The following is a 19929-nucleotide window of genomic DNA, read 5'->3' on the forward strand; positions in this document are numbered from 1 at the left end:
AAAATCCAGTCGCCCGGACTCATCATTTTAACTATTCTGGCAATACCTGGCCTGGCAAAGCTATGTTAGCGGGTTCGGGCTTAAGACGAACAGCAGGATCACCTAACACGATATAATTACGACAGTCATCGCGCTGCGTTCTCAGTGACAGGATCTGAGCATCGCTCATTGCCATGCCACCATCAATTTTCAGTAGTGCAGTCACAAGCTCACTACTCCAAATACCCCACTGGCTGTTAAACCGATCGACGGCCTGCCCCACCCGCTCCCCGGCCAATAATCGAGAGATAACATCCTTAAAGTCCTGCGTCTGAGCCACGCCTTCGGGTGTCTGAAAACTTGAAGACCAGGCACGATCAATATGGCCCAACGTAGCTAAAACACCGCCTTGAGGAAGGCTCATTAACTTTTGTGGGAGTCGGGCGCTCATCGCCTCAGGAGCAATCGCTCGAGTGGGAGACTCAAAGCTAAAGTCATCAAACTGCGGTGTCCCCGCGCTATAGCAAGCAAAGAAAAAATGTATCGCCCCATGTAAACAAGCCTGTTCGGGCACATCATCCGCTGAAAACCAATGTCGCTCATCAATTTCACCTAGTCCCGGCCAATCCTGACAGACTATCGCCCCCTGACAGATCCGCTGCCGGGGGTCATCAGCATTAAAAGCCATTCCATGTGAACCAGTGAAGATTAACGAAGGTGCACCAGAATCATTGCACATGGATTGTTTCAGTTTATCTTTCGTGGCACTGGCCCCCATCAGGGCATTGATCTGATATCCATATTTTTCACCCAAAGGAGGATATTTTTCTGAACCTGAAGTAAATGGAGCTGCAACCTTGTTAGTAAACAATTGGGTTGCCCGGTCAAAATTATGACACGTGGCAAATAAATCGATAATTCGCCGCGTATAGCGACTGGCGTCACGTTCCCAGTTAACCACACTTGAGGCATAGAATTGATACTCGGTGATACTCGCGAAATCAATTCTGCCAACGGCAGCCACAATATCCAGCGAATATTGAAAACTAAATGGCACCTGCGTGGGAGGCCCAATAATTGTCAAGTAATAAGGTACTCCCTGTGCAGGGTCGATCATCATTAACGCAGCACCGTGTCGATTCAACCAAGCGCTGGCACTTTCGCCTTTACGGTAGCCATGTGAGCCAGAGAAGAGTTGAAACCGATCGCCGGCCTCAAGCCGGCGCTGCGTAATCAGTGGCTCCAGAGCATCTAACCATGGTTGAGGATCAACATCGGCAGCAAAGATAATTCCCCAGCCTGCTTCGCTCAGGTCCTGATGATTAACATCAAAAGGTACCCCAAAAACATCCATGCCCGGTACAATATTTGTGCCTATCACCTGTCTAAGGATTTTTTCCTGAGTCAACATTTGGGAGATATACTCTGCACCTGGCTTCAATTCCAGGGTTTTTCCGGTTGTCGCATGAACGCCAAACGTCAGCGGTAGTTGTTGGTTTTCACTCATTATCAACCTCCGGATAAGCCGTTTGCCAAATCAGATGCGCAACCTCTGGTCCGCCAATATCGCTGTGAGCGCCTGAAATACCGTCAATTTTGCGGATGTATTTTCCACCATCAATATTGTAGACAGAGGAAGAATTTCCCCATGTATATCTTGTTGTTACCTCCAGCATCGGACTCGGCTTATCATTAGCCATCCCCTGAATCCCCCACGTACCAATCCCAGCATAGCGAGGCTTTTTGCTTGGTTGATCAAATGCTATTTGATTCGCAACCCCCGCAGCCCAGGGATACAGACGTCCCACAGCATAGTCAAAAGCAGAAAACGTGCTGACTAAGGGACCAGACAACTTTTTGTCCGCAATGATGGAATGAAAGTACCCACATGTATTTGGGGTATACGCATTGGTAGGTGCAAAGGCCCAAATTGACATAGCTCCCTGCACCAATACGCAAGATTGAATGCTGCGGAGCAATGGGGTATTACCTCCCGGCCCAGCGATTCCCGCACTCGCGACAATACAGCCAAAGCTATGCCCCATCAGGTGTATACGTAGCGCAGGCGCGGCGCGTTGAAGGGCAATGATGAACGGATACAATCCATTTTCACCCACTACCTTCGCACGTTTTTTCATCGACCAGAATGTCAGTTGCCTAAGCGGCAGCAGAATAGCATCGCCTATACCCCCGATTGCGAAATTATCAAACTCAGACGTCGAGTTAACGGTTGCTCGTGGATCAAAAGTATGACGATCCGCAGCACCATCGCCGTCACAACCCTCTTCCCCCAGGGCTAACGCCTCATTAAGTTCAAGATACGCACGGCAAACGTCATCTGGTAAGGTATCCATCCACATATTGATACTAATGACGTTAAACAGGTTTTCGATTGCCTGACGAACACCCGGTGCATTCCCCAGCATTTGCGCATACTGTTCAACCCATATCGCTTTAGACAACCCCTCCGTACCACCAAAAGGCACTGTTTTTAGCGACTCATTAGCCCAGGCCAGACTGGGCCAATGGAACCCAACATGCAGCGCCCGAAAACGAGGAACTGTCGCTTCTACCCGCAGGCGATCCGGCGAGCAGGTATTAAATGCCTCAATCCACGAGTCAAATTGGCTACTTGCCCGCTCAGGATCTTGCTGCCAACCATGTGCCCAGAGAAAAAGATCGGTGATCGTCTCATATTTAACTGTATTGAGAACTTGTACAGAAACGCATTCTCCTTTGTTGTTAACATCAGATGCTGCTTCCTTACCCTGCTCATCCACCGAAAGCAGAAAATAACCTGTTTGCGAATTATTAATATTTTGCCAGGGCATGATTGTTCTCCAGCTGAAACTTAGTCATCTTTTCGCCACGGTTTTCACAGGGCGATACCGTTTTATTTAGCCCCGGAAAATAGATGCTATTTTGGGCGTCTGAAAATGTTTTTTCAGGTACAAGCTCGCACGCCCGTTGAATCCAGGTATCAATTCGTAGATCCCACAGAGCAATACCTTCTTGTGAACCCGATGCCATCCAGCGACCATCAGATGAAATAGCAAGAGCGGTAATCTCTGAATGATGGAATTGCTGTTTAATTTCAATAGGTAGCATGGTGTTGGATGAATAAAGCCAGAGCCGCCCCTTACTATCCCCCATTGCAACCGTATTCTCTAATGAAACTGCCAGGGTCCTGGAGATAGAAGTAGAGTCATCCTTAATTAATTCGCGACGCTGTGGTCCCTCTTTAATAGCTATAGGGTAAATCTGGCCAAGATAATTCCCCTGATAAACTCGTTCTCCGGAAGGGCTAAAAGCAAAGTTAAGCGTATATTTTGGTAAGGGGAAAGCCAAAGGAGGAGAAGCAGCATTCTGCAGTGAAGTATTCTCCACATATTTTGGACACCCTTGTGCATCAGATGCCGTTGCTTGCCACAACGTTATTTTATCATTCGTTGTATCTATAGAGAGGAAATCCTGACTGTGTGGACGAAATCCAGAAAATTGCTCCCTGGCACGAAATCCAGTAGGAATAGAATGCAAACACTCCACGGCACTCATCGTATCAGGAGATAAAACCCATAAGCGCGGTAGTTTATTATTATTATTCACTTGACGATCGATCATAAAAAGAGATGCAGAATCATTCACTTTCATCCACAGAACTTTTTCATCCGGCGAAAAGTTAACCCCTTTAACAACCTGAGGTGTACTGCTGTCACGGCGCAAAGCCATTAATACCTCACCACGACGGATGAAAATAATCCCCGCCTGATTGGCACTAGCAAAGTGTTCAACATCAGTTAAGACTGCACGTACCTGAGGTTTTAAACCATTTTTCTGTGCGCCCTCTGGCTGGATGGATTCCAGTCGTCCACTCGTAATCCAGTTAAGCTGAGTACCATTTTTAGTCTCATCAAATCCGACCAAACGGCCACTATTTGGATAAAACACCCCAAAAGGATGATGCCCATCTGCAAGCGTAATTTTTAATACACTACCTTTCTCTGTGGTAACAAATGCTTCCCGCTCGTCCGTACGAATGGCAATACTGGTAATCTGGTGCGGTAGTCCCAGTAATGTTTCCGCCTGAGGTAATGATGCAGATTTATCTGCTAACGACAACCCTGACCAGCGCTTCAATTGGCCATCCCACCCCGCAGAAATAAGTGAATAATCTTGCAGGAATTTAATTTGCGACACCACATCCTCATGCGCATTTTTTATAGTATTAATATATTTTGGTTGCGACAGTGTAGTCACATCCCAAAAATGAATATTTCCCGCACGATTCCCTGCAGCAACAAACCTACCATCATGACTAACTGCAATTGAATAAATTATCTCCCCACCCTTTATCGAACTTATCACCTGACGCGGAGGAGGTGGTAATATCTTGACGTTGATATTTTCACCATCCACATTAAGTATCTTAATACTTTGCGAAGAATGTCCAGCATCCAAAATTGATGATTTTCCGGGAATAAACGTTAAAGCATTAATTATTGATTTCGCAGAATCCTTTTTATCCCGCTTATTAATAGATATCAATGACAAATTGTTCTGGGTATTCAAACGCCATACAGAAATGGTAGCATTTGCATAACTGACAACCAGAAGATCATCGGAAAAGGACATCCCACGAATCGTTTCATTAACAGGCTTCTGTTCTGGTGTTTCCAACATTAATGCAACGCATTCTTTGAGACGAATATCACATAGCGCAACCTTCCCTTGCGTATCGCCAATTGCCAGGTAATGTGCTCGCACTAAAGCGATAACACGGGCATCACTCACAGGCAATGTTGAAAATGATATCGAATTAATGCCCCACAATAAATGGTCAGTTTTATCAAAAATCTGAATATTTTTTCTTGTTTCGCCAATCTGGGCGATAACACGATAATTTTCATTTATAGCGGCCACTTTGCTTTTATCATTATCTGGAGATTCGACGGATAAAATATATCGATTATCAAATAATATATTTGCTAAAAGTCCCCGATACTCAGTTCGTACGCCATCGGGTGATGCCTGTTGGAACTGAGCCCCTGTAGCCGCAGCCAGAGCCCGTAACTCCAGACTGGTTCGTCCACCCAATATGTTCAACAACCCCGTTTGCAAGGTATCTTTTTCTCTTTGCAATGCGATTTTCTGTTGTTTATTGAAAATTTCCTGTTGAGCTTTAAATCTATCTTCTGCTGCCGATAACTGACTATAATGTTTATCAATTGCAAACCATATCGTAAATCCCAGCGCCAGGAATAATACTGCTATTTTTGACCACCAGGAATATGAATAATCCTGGTAAGCATCAATAAATGCACTCTCTATCTCCGATGGCTTTTCTGTATTATTAGAATTTGATGATAGAATCCGCATTCGCCGGGGAAATAATCTCAACTTCCCAGGTAACGCTGAGAAAAAGTCCTTACGCCGCCCCTTCATATGCCATTGCGATGCAAGACGCTGCCACTCAGCAAGATGCTCTTGTCGCCATTTTTCAATACTGTGTTTAATCGGCAAACTCAAGCTGTCATGAGATAACTCATACCAGTCACCATCTTCCCTTATTTGCCTTCGAATCAAGTGGTGAGATACTAAATGTTCCAGTTCATCAGGTTGAGGGGCATTTATATCACTAGACTCAATCATTGCAGGCGTGCGTAACCCCCCTGGCGTTAACAGTTTGTGTTCGATCCACTCACGTAAACATCTACCACGAGTTAGGTTGCTGGCGGCATATTCCAGAACCTCTTCACAATAGTTCTGTAAAATAGCATCAAGTTGAATCTGTCGTACGTCGGCGATTCGTATTTCTTGAATCGACCTCCCCCCAACACTGAGGTCATTCCAGATTTCAGTACACACAACCTGAAGTAATACCGGTTCAATAGTCCCTTGGTAAACTGCTATTTCACCGTCCATACGCTTACGAAACTTACTAAGTTCCTCGACAATATATTCCGCGGCATCCTTTCCATCATCCTCAGGCAACATAATGCCACACATTTTGGCTGGTTCGCGTATTGCTTCAATCGCCTGTTCAAAGGATAAAAGTGACAATCGAACTCTGCATTCAAGTCCTGTCGGAATTAAATCACGATAATCATCCAGCCATGAATAATACTCCTCACGCATACTAAGTATAAGCCATACATTTTTACTATAGCGACTTAAAACATTCCCTAAATCGGTAAAAAAAGCCTCACGATCCCTCTCCGCTATCTCTGATAAAAATACCTCTTCGAATTGGTCAATGACCATTAAAACTCGTTTTATTCCATCCCCACCATTAAGCAATCGTTCAAAATAGGTTTCAAGCGAGTCACCGTCACTACATTCACCATATCCGCTAGCACTAAGCTGTTCCAGAATCCCCTTTACAGGAGAATGATGTACGCCACCGGAGATTCGCAGAATAGGGAGAAGATGAAACCGCTCCTTAAAACGCTGAAGCAATCCATTCTTCGCTTGTAAAAGTGAGGTCTTACCCGCCCCAGAAGGCGAATACAAAACAATTATACGGTCGGCAATCAGGCGATTATGCAGTTCTTCAATTTCATTATCACGGCCAAACAGCATCTGTTCTGGCCCAAAAGGTCCAGGCCCCACGTACGGTGATATCATGATGGCCTCCGGTAATTTTTATTTAATTCCCGAATAAATGTTTCAGTGTCCCCCCAATACAATCGTAATGATGCTTTCGTCTGAAGATATTTCTCAATATATCGTCGAGCACTTACGGCATCTAAAAGACTATTAGGATCAAGCTGTACTGAAAAATGCTGGTAATCGTCACGTAAGTCTTTACCTTCCAGCTGTAACAAGCTACGAAAAAGGACGCGAAACTCCCATGAATCAACTTGTAAACCAATAAACAACAGGGCGCTATCATTTAACCGACTGCGAACAATTGAAGGTAAACTAACATTGCTGGTCGATGCTTTTGCAAGATGATCGAAATAGTGATCTTCTGTCATTACCAACGTCCCGGGCACATCTAAAGTACCAAATAGTTTCAACACGATAGGTGCATCAACCGTAGCTTTATTTGCAGTAGCACGACCATCTCTTTTTTCATTATTTTTATCCCATACTTCAGCAGCATGGTTCCAGCGGAATAACCTAACTTTAGGTGTTTTACCTTCCTCCCTCAGCGCATCTATCAACAAATCACTGGGGTCGGTCGTGATATAAACGGGTAGTGGATAACCGGCCAGAACACGATGTGGATCGTCCGGATTATTTTGTCGAAAGCGTTTCCCGACAAGCGAGATAATGCTGTTAAGCTTTTCCAGTATCTGTGCATCACTCAACCGCCTTAACTGGTCGGGAATTTCAGAAGCATGTTGTTTGAGAATAAAACGATAGATTGACTTATAAAATTCATGCTGAGGGAATTTTCCCTGCCGCGTCACCGCCAGAAATTGAGCAACTTGAGGTAAGTCATCAAGATCATGGTCGTCCAGCGGGTAACCATAGGTTTCTCCCCAGTTACGTGCAAGCTCTCTACGAGAACCAAATAATGCTTCATTCAGTGTTGACCCCAGAATCGGTGTACATTTCTCATCTCTTAAATTATCAATAATAGGATCCCATGCCTGTTGATTTTTATCATCGCCGCCAAATCCGGGTGGATACCATATTCTCGCATTGTCTAGTCGGGTAAATACCACAGGCATCCACCAATCAGGCTCATTAATAATTTCAGCGCGTGCAAACGCCACTGCCCGATCAACCTCACCGTGCTTCTTGAGTTGAGAAAAAAATGTAGGCATAAACTTTGCGGCTGTGTTTAACAAAAAATTACCCTGCATAGCCAGTACAGCAGGGATGCCTTTACTGGCTAATAAGGGTCCTACTGCCATCAACGCATCACTTTCTGCAGAACCGCTCCCCGCACTCAGACATGAACAGAGCACCACTAACGTCGGCGGTTTTTCCAATCCGGCAATACAGTGCGAAAAGGTTTCCCCTGTAACCCTCGCCGCATTTCCCTGTTCATCCTCAAGCCATAAAATAGCTTCCCCCTGGCTGCGAGAACCGTGGCACGCCAGATAGAGAATATCAACGGCATGCGTCTCCATCATATTAGCAAGGGCGTTCAGCGTCGCAGGTTGATCTGTTGGCAGAGTGTGTACTTTGAGTGGGCTCATCGCATCCCGAGCGACATCTATGATGGCACTGGCGGCTATTGGGGCAAATGTTTCATTTAGCCCTACTGGATTTGCAGCGATAACTAGGGCATTTGTTCCCTGTTGGCTACGTAGCTTTGGTAAACGAAAATCACGGCTAAAAAGGTAACGTGAAAAAACACATTTACTTTCACCTAAAAGCGCATGTTCTTCAGTGCCAAACGGCGTATCTGGATCGGTCAATGTTTCCCATGCAATTCCATGTAATCGCTCTGCTGATGGCTCAATCCGGAGACGAATTCTTAACGGTAGTCCTCGTTCTTTGGAAAGTTCCCGCGCTTTAATGAACTCGCTACGTAATTCAATAGGGGAGAATAATGCCTGACACAGAAGTGCCCCACACTTGCGAGGATCCCTGAACCTTGGATCCGCAGGTTCCAAAGCAATGGAAACAATTGGTGTAATGCTATCGCCTTCTTTCAGGCGTCTCCTCGCATGTGCAAGAAAACTCCCATTGAAGGCCTGCTGAATAACTAATTCTAATTCTGAGTAATCAGCCATTATCCACCTTTAACATTATTTTATAAATATCAGAACGGATGTAATAACTTTTACCCGCATTTATTCGGGCTGATGTATCTTTTAATTATGATGTAACTAAGCATTCTTTCCATCTATACCCGTCATACTTCAAACTGCATGTGCATCAACTACGTTCCTTCATGCAACTCGAATTATCTTAGGAATAAATAACAAACTGACTATTTACACATAAAATCATACCAAAGCATTAAGGAAAAAATAATTTAACAATCTTTCTTAAGAAAGAATAAATATTATCCTTACTAATTATTTAGCTGCTGTGTGATTTTTTGTCTACTCTTTCAGAAAATATTTAAAGAAAGATAAATAGTGGTTTGAATTTACAGCATTTATCATATTATTCTCAGACAGGAAATGATAATGCCTTTTATGGAAGATCATACGAAAAAGAACAATACTGATTCTTTGTGAGCAATATCTCAACTTTATAAAATTAGTATAAATATTATAACATTGTTGAATAAAACGTAGGATATGTTGCTTATGGAACCTCTTCACGCCGTCGTACTGACCGTCAGTTTGTTCGTATTAACCTTTTTTAATCCCGGTGCAAATCTGTTCGTGGTGGTGCAAACCAGTCTGACATCGGGACGCCGCGCGGGTGTGATGACCGGTTTGGGCGTGGCGCTGGGCGATGCATTCTATTCTGGCCTCGGACTGTTCGGCATGGCGACGCTAATTACCCAGTGTGAAGAGATATTTTCACTGATTAAAATTGTCGGCGGCGCCTATCTGCTGTGGTTTGCGTGGAACAGCATACGACATCACGCGACGCCACAGATGCCAACGTTACAGCAACCGCTCAGTGCTCCCTGGTATGTCTTCTTCCGTCGCGGGCTATTAACGGATTTATCCAATCCACAAACCGTGCTGTTTTTTATTAGTATTTTCTCGGTCACGTTAAGTGCAGACACGCCAACCTGGGCAAGACTGATGGCGTGGGCGGGGATTGTGTTGTCTTCCATTATCTGGCGTATTTTTCTCAGCCAGGCGTTTTCTTTACCCACCGTGCGCCGTGCGTATGGACGGATCCATCGGGTTGCCAGCCGGGTGATCGGAGCCATTATCGGTGCCTTCGCCCTGAGGCTGATTTATGAAGGCATCACCCCTCGTTAATGCACCTGAAGCACAGTTTCGCTTGACCATCGTGACGTAATTGTCCGTAATACCGCCTGAATTTTTTAACTGTATTTTGAGTGGCTGTGAGATGGAACAGGTTGCCCCTGCAAACGACACATTACTTCTGACTGAATGGCAGGCGCTGTTGCGCCAGACGTCTCCTGAGGTCCATACCCTTCTGACCTCGTTAAGCGATGAGGAGATCCGCCATTTAGTCACCGTGTTTTATGACTATATGCTCTCCCATGTCGAGAGCGCATTGTTCCTGAATACCGAACAAGTCAGCACGCGGCTTAGCGGCAGTATGTTTGACTGGCTGCGCAGCGTGCTCGGCAGTGCGCAGGAAGACCTCTCACAGTTACTGGCCAAACAGCGCGAGATCGGCGTGGTGCATGCGCGCATCGGCCTGCCCATCGATCTGGTGAATCGCGGCGCACGCAAGCTAAAGGATGAACTGTATCGGGTCTTGAAAAAGAAAGCAGACTACCCACCTCACCTGCTGAGTGACGCTATCTGTTTCAGTAGCCTGGCGATGGATACCGCACTGGAGGCGATGACCGTCTCCTATTCGCCTGGCTATCAAAACTCCCTGAACACGCAAGAACAGTATCGCCTGCAAACGATTTATGACGACGTCAACGTCGAGCGCGAGCGGCAAATCCGCTCGTTTACCGACTGGGAAAACCAGTTCATCTACAACATTGCTACCGGATTACCCGTTGGAGATCTGGTTTTTCTGGCGAACTCCGATTTTGGGATGTGGTTCTCCCATAAAGGTAAACACATTTTCGGCAACAGCAATCTGCTTGCCGAAATGGAATCGGCGATTGCAGAAATCGATGGCCGTCTGACCCAGACGCTGTTGAATCTACAACAACCCGCAGAAGCCGTACGGATGAGCTTACTGCAGGACGTGCGCCAGCTGTCGGCAAAAATTCATTACCTTCTGGCTTCGATGTTTGAAGCGCTGGTCAAACAGGAAAATGGTAAAGACTCGCTGACCCAACTGCTTAACCGCCGTTTTATCCCAACCATTATGCGCCGCGAAATTTCGCTGGCATTACAGGCGCGCAAGCCGTTCACCCTGGCCATGTTAGATATTGATTACTTCAAACAAATCAACGACAACTATGGGCATAACACCGGCGACATGGCGCTGAAAAGCGTGGCGGCGGTGATTTATGAGCATATCCGCAGCAGCGACTACGTTTTCCGCTACGGCGGTGAAGAATTTATGATCCTGCTGGTCGAGTCAGAGGTTTCACAGGCCAGTATTATTCTGGACACCCTGCGTAAGAAGATTGCCGACCTGCGCATGGCGGCCTCGGCGACGGAATCCTTCTCAATTACCGTCAGTATCGGTATCGCCGAATATGACTACCATCCGGACTACAAACAGTTGGTGGATAAAGCCGACCGTGCGCTGTATCTGGCAAAAAGCCGTGGCCGTAACCGCGTCGAAACCTATCAGGAATAACTTTTCCCTTTCCGCAGAAATAAATACCCCCTTCAGGGTATTTATCTGACCCGTGTTAATACTCGTGCTGTTATTTTTAATAGGGCTTTTGCCTGGCGCAAAATAACAGCCGCCGAATAAGATGCAAATCAAATACATGATATCTTTATCGCGTTAGCATATCCCGGTGATGCGTCCTCCTGAATGCGGGAAGGAAACGATGAGGGATAATAAAATCATGAACGGGAATAAGAGAACACGCTGGCAGCGCCGTCCAGGCACCACCGGAGGAAAACTGCCATGGAATGACTGGCGGAATGCCAGCACCTGGCGAAGAGCCACCCAGTTTCTTCTGCTGGCGATTAATATCTATATTGGCGTGACCTTTTATTACTGGGTCCGCTATTTTGAGACCGGCGGCACCAGCGTGTATATTCCCAGACCGGGAGGGATTGAAGGGTGGCTGCCTATCGCCGGGCTGATGAACATCAGGTATACGCTGGAAACCGGATACCTTCCGCCGATCCACGCCGCTTCCATGCTGCTGCTCGTCGCGTTTATACTGATAAGTCTGCTGTTAAAAAAATCATTCTGCTCGTGGCTCTGTCCGGTGGGGACGCTGTCAGAGTTGATTGGCAATCTGGGTAAAAAACTTGTTGGCCGCCATTTCACACTGCCGCGCTGGCTGGATCTGCCGCTGCTGAGCCTGAAATATCTGCTGCTGAGCTTCTTTCTGTATATTGCCCTGTCGATGCCCGCGCAGGGGATCCAGTACTTTTTGATGTCGGCCTACGGCATGATTATCGACGTCAAGATGCTCGATTTCTTCCGCCATATTGGCTCGGCGACGCTGGTTTTCGTGGCGATTATCAGCATCATGAGCCTGTTTATTCGTAACGCCTGGTGTCGCTATTTATGCCCGTATGGTGCCCTGCTCGGCCTCTTCTCCCTGCTCTCTCCATTTAAAATCCGCCGTAATGCAGACAGCTGCATCGACTGCGGAAAATGTGCGAAGAACTGCCCGTCAAACATTCCGGTGGACAGGCTTATTCAGGTTCACACCGTTGAATGTACCGGCTGCATGACCTGCGTTGAATCATGCCCGGTCGCCTCAACGTTGACGTTTTCACTGCAGAGACCGACCGGCAACGCCGCACCTAAACCGTGGTGGCAACGCGTCGCTTTACCAGGATGGGGAATGACGCTACTGCTGCTCGGTATTTTATTTGCCGTCATTGGTTATGCGATGTATGCCAACGTCTGGCAGACGCCGGTACCGGAGCACATGTATTTCCAACTGATACCGAAAGCCAGGATGATCGGGCATTAACGTTTACCGATCACCCACTATTTTTGATAAGCACACAGAATACCCATGCAATTGCACATAGTGTTATCTTATGCAAAACAGGATCTTGTCCGCGCAAAAAAGGTTTGAAAATGCCGCTGAGCCAACTCCTCGCGCAAACCCGACCAAGGGTAGAGCAATTACATCATACCGCGCTCGCTGCCCCCTTTCCGGGTTACGTAATCTTTTTTAGCGTCAGTACTGGTTATGAGCGCGCGCATACCGAAATAGCCCGCGGTCACTCGCTGGATGACGCCTGGCTTATCGGTGCCCAGGCGCTCCAGCGCTGGTGTCAGAAGGCATCTATCGATCCCATCTGGCTCCGTGTAGATGTCGTGAACAACATTGAAACATTGCGCTGGGACGCGCTGCAAAACACCTTACGCAAAACAAAGCGCAATTACTTCCGCTTTGGGCTGAGCTTCACCCCGACGTTTGAACAGGCGATCCTGGAGCAAGAGATCGCCGCCCACGCGCTTCTGTATATGGGTACGGAGGGCGTGGCGACCCCGAATGACAAAAATCTGGCGAACTATTCCCGAAAACGCTTTGGTATCGATCTGCAATGGCCTGACGATTCGGCTCAGGAGATTTGGCGTTTTACTACCCGCAGCGTTTTTAGCGATGGCCAGCAGGTTCTGCCCATTGAGTCTCGCGGCAAACATTCCGGGTATCGCCAGCTCCCGTCATGGCAAGATGCACTGGACCCGATGATCCAGTCAGCAAGTCGCTATCTGGCACACCAGGTGCAGAAATCTGGCCGCTACCATTACGGCTGGTTCCCCTGCTTCGACCGCGCGATCCCAACCTATAATGCCCTGCGCCATGCCAGCTCAACCTACGCCCTGCTTGAAGGCTGGGAGATCACGCAAAGTAAAGCGCAGTTTGACGCTATAGAGCGTGCGCTGCGCGACCTTACGACAACGTTAATTCGCACCTACCCTCTGCCCGACGGCAGTGAAGCGGATTTTCTGGTTGATACCGGTGACGAAATTAAGCTCGGCGGGAATGCCGTGTGTATTCTGGCTATGGCGAAATATACCGAGTTGACGGGAAACCGGCGTTATATCCCGCAAATGGAGCGGCTGGCCAACGGTATCTGCTTTATGCAGAACAGCGACACCGGCGGTTTCTGTCATGTTCTGCACGCTGCGGATTTATCCCTGAAGGCCGAACACCGGATTATTTACTATGACGGAGAGGTCGTTTTTGCGCTTATGCGTCTGTATGGTCTGACGAAAGCGCCCCGCTGGCTGGAAACCGTCGAGCGGGCAATGGACTATTTTATCGCCCAAAAACACTGGCAGGCGCATGACCACTGGCTAAGCTATTGCGTCAATGAGCTGACGCTTTATCGCCCTCAGGAGCGCTATTATCGCTTCGGACTGGAGAACGTTCGTGGACACCTCGATTTTGTGCTGAACAGAATCACCACCTACCCGACGCTGCTCGAGCTAATGATGGCGGCACAGCAAATGATCGCTCGCATGGCTGCGGATGACGCCTACCAGCATCTGCTGGCGGATTTTGATTTGCAGACGTTCTACCGCGCGCTGGAGTCCCGCGCACGTTATCTGGCAAACGGTTTTTTCTGGCCTGAACTGGCAATGTTCTTCAAAAACCCGCAAAAAATTGTCGGCAGTTTTTTCATACGTCATCACAGTTATCGGGTACGAATTGATGACGTCGAACACTACCTTTCGGGGTATGTGGCTTATCGAAAATATTTACAGAGCGGCGCACAAAAAACAGCCCTGCCAGCCCCAACACGCAAGCAGCAGTTGGTCTTTCTCGGTGGTAATTTCCGCCACGAAGGGAATGGGATTGAAATCTCAACAATACGCCGCTGCGCATTGTTCATACGTGAGCTCGCCATCAAGCCGATGGTGATTATCTCAAGCTGGAACCCCTCATTAGCTTCCACCGTCACCGCGTTATATCAGACAGGAAAGCTGCCAGAACCGGTTGCGGCGCTGACCGTCTATGACTGGTTACCCGACATGCTGGCACGCGCGGAGTTACGCCCACTTCCCAACCACCTCCCGGGAACATTGATTAAAACCCGCCGGGACACCGCAGGCAGAATTGAAGCGCGACGCTACGCCGATGCTCAGGGTCAAATCAGCCATGAAGACTTTGTCCATCCACAGACCGGTCAGATCATGTTGCGCCGAACCTACCGCACCGTCGAGGGCGCAGCATCCCTCACCGGGCTCCAGCTCTGTTTTGCTCATCATGAGCAGCATTATGCGTCTGAAGGTGAATTTGCGGCGGCGATGCTCAAACACAATCTGGACAAGGAAACGACCTGGCACTTCCTGGTCGATAAGAATCTGGCGTGGCGAGAGTTTGTCTGTTCTGCGCCCAAAAAGACCCTGCGTGCCACTATGACCGCCGTCATTCACTCAACCCATCGTCTGGACAATGGGCGCTATAAACAGGCATACCGTCACCTGTGGGAAGATGAAACACGGCTCGATCGTATCCTGGTTTTGACGCAGCAGCAGCATGCTGACCTGGCCGAGGACATCACCGGCGCACACCGACTGCGGACAATCCCCCATCATCTGGACGGCGCGCTGACGAGCACGCAGTGGGAAAAAAGTGCATCGCAGCAGGTGCTCTTTATGGCGCGCTACTCAGCGGAAAAGCAGCACCAGTTGCTGTTTCGCGCCTTTGCTCTCGTCGTGGAAAAAGTACCCGCGGCAACGCTGCACACCTGGGGAAACGGACCGTTAAAAGAACCACTCTCGCGATGGGTAAAACAGCACGGCCTGGAACGTCATATTCATCTACATGGTTTTTCTGCCGATCTGGCTGAGATCCATCGCCGGTCCAGTTGTTCTGTTCTATGTTCTAACCATGAAGGCTTTTCTCTTTTTGCGCTGGAGTCGTTAGCTTATGGTACGCCGCAGGTCAGTTTTGATATTAAATATGGCCCACGCGATCTCTTGCAAGACTCCGGGGCTGGCATTCTCGTCAAGCCGGATGATGAACAGGCGCTGGCGGATGCCCTGGTAACCCTGTTGAGCGATCCGCAAAAATTACAAGCGATGCAAAAAAATGCCCAACGTCACGCGGCCCATTTTTCCGAAAAACAGGTGGCCCGACTCTGGCAAACATGGTGGCAGGAGATTCAGTCATTAGGCGAAGATACCCCACGGCAAGATAGGCCATAAATGCTGACGAAATTATTGTGCAGGAGAGAGCCATTCGTTCAATATTGTACTGTATTCCAACGGGCTGACGGACGCGCGTGAACGATCGTCCTGGCAGGCGTACACTCTGGCAACGCTGGCTGACTATCGGCCTGGCGCTGCTGTTTGCGTGCTCTGCCGGGCTGAGCGCTGGATGGAATTTTAATACTATCAATGCCCGCAGCCAGCAGCTTTATGGTCCGGCAACGGCCACGGCACAACGTCAGATCGATGCGTGGGCGGCATTGCTAAAAAGTCCACCGCAGGGTGACATTAAAGATACGCTCAACCGCGTAAACCAATTTTTTAATTCCCGGATGCGTTTTCGCGATGATATTACCGTCTGGGGTCAACAAGATTACTGGGCGACGCCCATTGAATTTTTACGTAAAGGCGCTGGCGATTGTGAAGATTATGCACTGGCGAAGTATTTTTCCTTGCGTGAAATGGGAGTGCCTGCCCGCCAGTTACGCATCATCTACGTAAAAGCATTGCAGTTAAATCAGGCGCATATGGTTGTTGCCTGGTATGCCACGCCTGATGCGACGCCCCTGATTCTGGATAATTTAAAAACCGCCGTTTTGCCCGCAACGCAGCGAAACGATCTGCTCCCGGTTTACTCTTTTAATGAACAGGGATTATGGATTCCGCAAGCGGGAAAAAGTAAACGCGTCGGCGACAGTAAAAGACTTTCACGCTGGCAGGATCTTCTCACCAAAATGCGTGCAGAAGGATTTGAAATTAATGAATAGGAAGTAGCCATGTCTCTTTATAAACAGCTACTCATTGGTATTTGTCTGTTTACGCTGGTTATCTTTTGCGGCAGTTTTTATGTCACGCTGGAGAGTTCACGCGATCAGTATCATAACCAACTGAGTGCGCACGCACAGGACACCGCGACGGCTCTGGGATTATCGCTGACCGCCAATATTGACGATCCTGTCATGACGGAATTGATGGTCAACTCCATTTTTGACAGTGGCTATTTTTACCGCATCCAGGTCATTGATCTCAAAACAGGCAAGCCGTTGATTGAAAGAAAAAATACGCCGCAAAGCACCGATGCTCCCAACTGGTTTGTGCGCCTGGTACGCCTGAATCCAGGCCAGGGCGAAGCCGTCGTGATGCGGGGCTGGACACAGGTTGCCCGCGTTGAAGTGGTTAGCCATCCCGTTTTTGCGCTAACGCGCTTGTGGGACAGTCTGGTCGCCAGCTTTCTGCTGCTCAGCGCGTGCAGCCTGCTTTGCCTTCTGGGCGCCATGTTCATGTTGCGTCGCCGTCTGCAGCCGCTGAACTACATTGTCGGGCAGGCAACGGCCATCAGCCGCCGCGAATTCCTCAATCTTCCGGCCTTGCCAAAAACACCAGAGCTTCGTCGGGTGGTTGAAGCCACAAACATGATGGTCACGCAGCTTAAAGCACTGTTTAGCGAACAAGCCGCGCGTACAGAAATCCTGCGCCAGGAAGCCTACAGCGATAGCCTGACCGGATTGAACAACCGTCGCGCCTTCGATATTCAGTTGCAATCGCGCTTGAGCGATGAAGAGCATCTGTCGGGACACCTGATTCTGTTACGCGTCCAGGATCTTATCGGCCTTAACCAGCGCCTCGGCGGTAACAACGCCGACCAGCTGTTAATCGCCATCGCCGGTATTCTGAATGATCTGCAACAACAGTTCTTTCGCCACGAAGGGTTTCTTGCCCGCGTTCGCGGAGGTGAATTTGCAATTATCGCGCCCCTTATCCTGCCACAAGAGATGGATAGCCTGCTCGCTCAAGTCAGCGCACAATTAAAAACGCTGTATGAAACCGGCATGAGTGACGTCACGCCTGTGGCACATATGTCACACATCACCTTCAACGTTGGCGATACACCACAGGCTGTGATGTTACAGGCGGATCTGGCGCTGACGAGGGCGGAAAACGCAATGGGTCTCTTCGTCAATAACCAGACCTCGCTCGCGGTAGAAAACGACGACGATCGCTATCACTGGCGCCAGCGCCTGGAAACCGTTCTGGAAAATAACGCTTTTGTGCTGTTTTCCCAGCCCGTTTTTCAATGCAACGATAAAAAGCGTATTCTGCACCACAAAATTCTGGCGCGGATCGCCACGGAGGACGGAGAGACCATCGCTGCGGGTCGTTTTATGCCCTGGGTTCACCGCCTGGCGCTCAGTCGCCGGATGGATATCGTGATGCTTCAACAAACGCTTAGCGCCATGGAAAAAAGCCCTCAGGCAATGGCGCTCAGTATCAGTGGTGAAAGCGTTGCAGATGAAGAGAGTATTAATGTGTTGCTGCAACCGCTGAAAAATGCCCGCCATCTTGCAGAGCGACTGACGCTGGAACTGGATGAAAACGAGCTACCGAATTCTGAGCTCGTCAGTATTCTGGTGCAAAAATTAAACGCTCTGGGCTGTCGTTTGGGGATCCAGCACTTCGGTGGACGCTTCCACCTGGTCGGTAACCTGCCGCAATGGGGCCTGGCGTGGATTAAAGTTGATGGCGGATATATTCGCAATATCGATCGGGAAGAAGATAAGAAACTCTTTATTGAGGCCATCTATTGGGCGACCCGCCAGGTGAATCTGCCGTTAATCGCCGAACGCGTCGAGACGGAAGGCGAACTCGCCGTGTTGGAAAAAATGGGTCTGCATGGCGCAATGGGACGTTATTTCAGCGATGCCATCGCCCTCACCAAATAATCTTCAGGAGAACAGCCATGCTTTTTATTGAACGTGACAGTGAGGGACGGATCGTGCGAGTCGAGCAGGCTTCGTTTCCTGAAGCGACAGAGCAAACGGCAGAAACAACCACCGAGATAGCGGAATGGTTGAAAGCGAATACCCTGCGTACCGCTACGCTACACCAGCTACAGCAAAGCGATCTCGATATGGTGCGAGTCCTCGAAGACCTTATCGATGTCCTGATAAGTAAAGGGGTGATCAGTATTACCGATCTTCCGCCAGCAGCGCAGAACAAAATGTTCAACAGGGCTAAAGCACGTCGCCAACTCGGCGGCCTTGAAGATTTGATTGGTGATGACGAAGACCGGTTAATTTAACGCATTTTCTTATACACCACGGAGCTATTCAGGCGGATATATTATATTTCGCCTGAATGCAAGATAATGAACTACTAACCGGGCATTCTCGTTCTGGTGGATTAATAAGCACCTACAAGAAATAGTAGTTTCTCATATATAAAGAGCATAGCTGGCCATATGCAAATGATTTCAATGATAAAATATCGATTTTATGTTGTATGAAAAACTAACAAAAACTTGTTAACATCAATGAATATGCCTCGCCATCATATTATTATATCGTCTGTATAATCGTTGAATTGTCGGACAATAATACGCGTTCTTTATCATTCTCTATAAACTCCTGCACACAAGCTATTTGTGGACATTGTTGTTTTAGACAGTCCAAAGAATCAAACCGGGCTAATAAGGTTCCACCCGGCCAGCGCGTTAATAGCATCAACGAACATGAAACAATCAAGTCGATGATCGGGATCGCGTAAAGATTAAGGGGAAGTACCATGAGTGCTATAGTCGGAACAATAAAAACAATAATTGGACAGGTTTTCGCTATCGCACCAGATGGAAGCCGGCGCGTCCTTGTCGAGGGGGATCATATCCTCGCAGGCGAACAGGTTAAGACCGGTGCCGCCGGGGCCGTTTCGATTTCTCTGACGAATGGCAAAACGCTTGCTCTGGGTCGCGACACTCACTGGGACAGTTCCAGCCTTTCTCCTGATACGCATCCTGACGCAGATCATACCGACATCGCCGCGATACAACAGGCCATTGAGGACGGTCAGGACCCGACGCAGATTCTGGAAGCAACCGCAGCAGGCCCACAACCCGCAGGACAACCCGGATCAAGCGGCGGAGGTTCGCATACACACGTCATCCTTGATCTTACGGGCGAAATTCTCGATCCCACTGCAGGCTACCCAACGACCGGTATTGATTTTCCTGATACCGACCCTCGCGAAGAACTCACTCTGTTAGACAGAGATTCAGACTCGGACGGTGACTCGGATTCTGACAGTGATGCCGACAGCGACTCGGATTCCGACAGTGAC

The 19929-nt window shown here is 48.4% G+C and carries 12 protein-coding genes; 8 read left to right on the forward strand and 4 right to left on the reverse strand.

The window, feature by feature from the left end:
* Positions 1-31: 31 nt before the first annotated feature.
* Genes FDW98_RS03960 through FDW98_RS03975 form a run of 4 tightly spaced genes read right to left on the reverse strand, consistent with a single transcriptional unit; the run spans position 32 to position 8672 of the window.
* Entirely contained in the window at positions 32-1486 is a 1455-nt protein-coding gene (locus tag FDW98_RS03960) for a C25 family cysteine peptidase (RefSeq protein WP_096758158.1), read from the reverse strand.
* Positions 1479-2810, reverse strand: a complete 1332-nt coding sequence (locus tag FDW98_RS03965; RefSeq protein ID WP_096758159.1) for a hypothetical protein — start codon at positions 2808-2810, stop codon at positions 1479-1481. The genes FDW98_RS03960 and FDW98_RS03965 overlap by 8 nt, the downstream gene beginning before the upstream one ends.
* Positions 2791-6603, reverse strand: a complete 3813-nt coding sequence (locus FDW98_RS03970) for a hypothetical protein (protein WP_096758160.1) — start codon at positions 6601-6603, stop codon at positions 2791-2793. The genes FDW98_RS03965 and FDW98_RS03970 overlap by 20 nt, the downstream gene beginning before the upstream one ends.
* Complete coding sequence (locus tag FDW98_RS03975) at positions 6600-8672, reverse strand: CHAT domain-containing protein (RefSeq protein ID WP_197737704.1); 2073 nt, start codon at positions 8670-8672, stop codon at positions 6600-6602. Before FDW98_RS03975 ends, FDW98_RS03970 begins: the two co-directional genes overlap by 4 nt.
* Before the next feature lie 525 nt (positions 8673-9197).
* Here FDW98_RS03975 and FDW98_RS03980 point away from each other — a divergent pair.
* The 8 genes from FDW98_RS03980 to FDW98_RS04015 all read left to right on the forward strand — a co-directional run.
* Positions 9198-9830, forward strand: coding sequence for a LysE family transporter (locus FDW98_RS03980; protein WP_137398737.1), 633 nt, complete (start codon positions 9198-9200; stop codon positions 9828-9830).
* Between the two features lie 91 nt (positions 9831-9921).
* Complete coding sequence (locus tag FDW98_RS03985) at positions 9922-11310, forward strand: diguanylate cyclase (protein ID WP_096758163.1); 1389 nt, start codon at positions 9922-9924, stop codon at positions 11308-11310.
* A 217-nt stretch (positions 11311-11527) separates the two neighbouring features.
* Positions 11528-12619 (forward strand): 4Fe-4S binding protein, encoded by a 1092-nt coding sequence (locus FDW98_RS03990; protein WP_096759465.1) that lies wholly within the window; start codon positions 11528-11530, stop codon positions 12617-12619.
* 110 nt (positions 12620-12729) lie between these two features.
* The gene (locus FDW98_RS03995) at positions 12730-15816 is read left to right on the forward strand and encodes a glycosyltransferase (RefSeq protein WP_137398738.1); all 3087 of its coding nucleotides are present in this window, start codon (positions 12730-12732) and stop codon (positions 15814-15816) included.
* A 77-nt stretch (positions 15817-15893) separates the two neighbouring features.
* A complete protein-coding gene (gene lapG, locus FDW98_RS04000) occupies positions 15894-16586 on the forward strand; it encodes a cysteine protease LapG (protein ID WP_096758165.1) in 693 nt (230 codons plus the stop codon).
* A gap of 9 nt (positions 16587-16595) precedes the next feature.
* A complete protein-coding gene (locus tag FDW98_RS04005) occupies positions 16596-18539 on the forward strand; it encodes a LapD/MoxY N-terminal periplasmic domain-containing protein (RefSeq protein ID WP_096758166.1) in 1944 nt (647 codons plus the stop codon).
* A gap of 17 nt (positions 18540-18556) precedes the next feature.
* Complete coding sequence (locus FDW98_RS04010) at positions 18557-18898, forward strand: tryptophan synthase subunit beta (RefSeq protein ID WP_096758167.1); 342 nt, start codon at positions 18557-18559, stop codon at positions 18896-18898.
* A 482-nt stretch (positions 18899-19380) separates the two neighbouring features.
* The coding region (locus FDW98_RS04015; RefSeq protein ID WP_137398739.1) for a retention module-containing protein at positions 19381-19929 on the forward strand (549 nt) is incomplete at its 3' end.

The organism is Citrobacter sp. wls711 (assembly GCF_005281055.1).
GTDB lineage: Bacteria > Pseudomonadota > Gammaproteobacteria > Enterobacterales > Enterobacteriaceae > Citrobacter > Citrobacter gillenii.

Bases quoted from the DNA above. Each gene is read 5' to 3' on its own strand.
- FDW98_RS03960 (WP_096758158.1), bottom strand. From the start codon at position 1,486: ATGAGTGAAAACCAACAACTACCGCTGACGTTTGGCGTTCATGCGACA.
- FDW98_RS03965 (WP_096758159.1), bottom strand. From the start codon at position 2,810: ATGCCCTGGCAAAATATTAATAATTCGCAAACAGGTTATTTTCTGCTT.
- FDW98_RS03970 (WP_096758160.1), bottom strand. From the start codon at position 6,603: ATGATATCACCGTACGTGGGGCCTGGACCTTTTGGGCCAGAACAGATG.
- FDW98_RS03975 (WP_197737704.1), bottom strand. From the start codon at position 8,672: ATGGCTGATTACTCAGAATTAGAATTAGTTATTCAGCAGGCCTTCAAT.
- FDW98_RS03980 (WP_137398737.1), top strand. From the start codon at position 9,198: ATGGAACCTCTTCACGCCGTCGTACTGACCGTCAGTTTGTTCGTATTA.
- FDW98_RS03985 (WP_096758163.1), top strand. From the start codon at position 9,922: ATGGAACAGGTTGCCCCTGCAAACGACACATTACTTCTGACTGAATGG.
- FDW98_RS03990 (WP_096759465.1), top strand. From the start codon at position 11,528: ATGAACGGGAATAAGAGAACACGCTGGCAGCGCCGTCCAGGCACCACC.
- FDW98_RS03995 (WP_137398738.1), top strand. From the start codon at position 12,730: ATGCCGCTGAGCCAACTCCTCGCGCAAACCCGACCAAGGGTAGAGCAA.
- FDW98_RS04005 (WP_096758166.1), top strand. From the start codon at position 16,596: ATGTCTCTTTATAAACAGCTACTCATTGGTATTTGTCTGTTTACGCTG.
- FDW98_RS04010 (WP_096758167.1), top strand. From the start codon at position 18,557: ATGCTTTTTATTGAACGTGACAGTGAGGGACGGATCGTGCGAGTCGAG.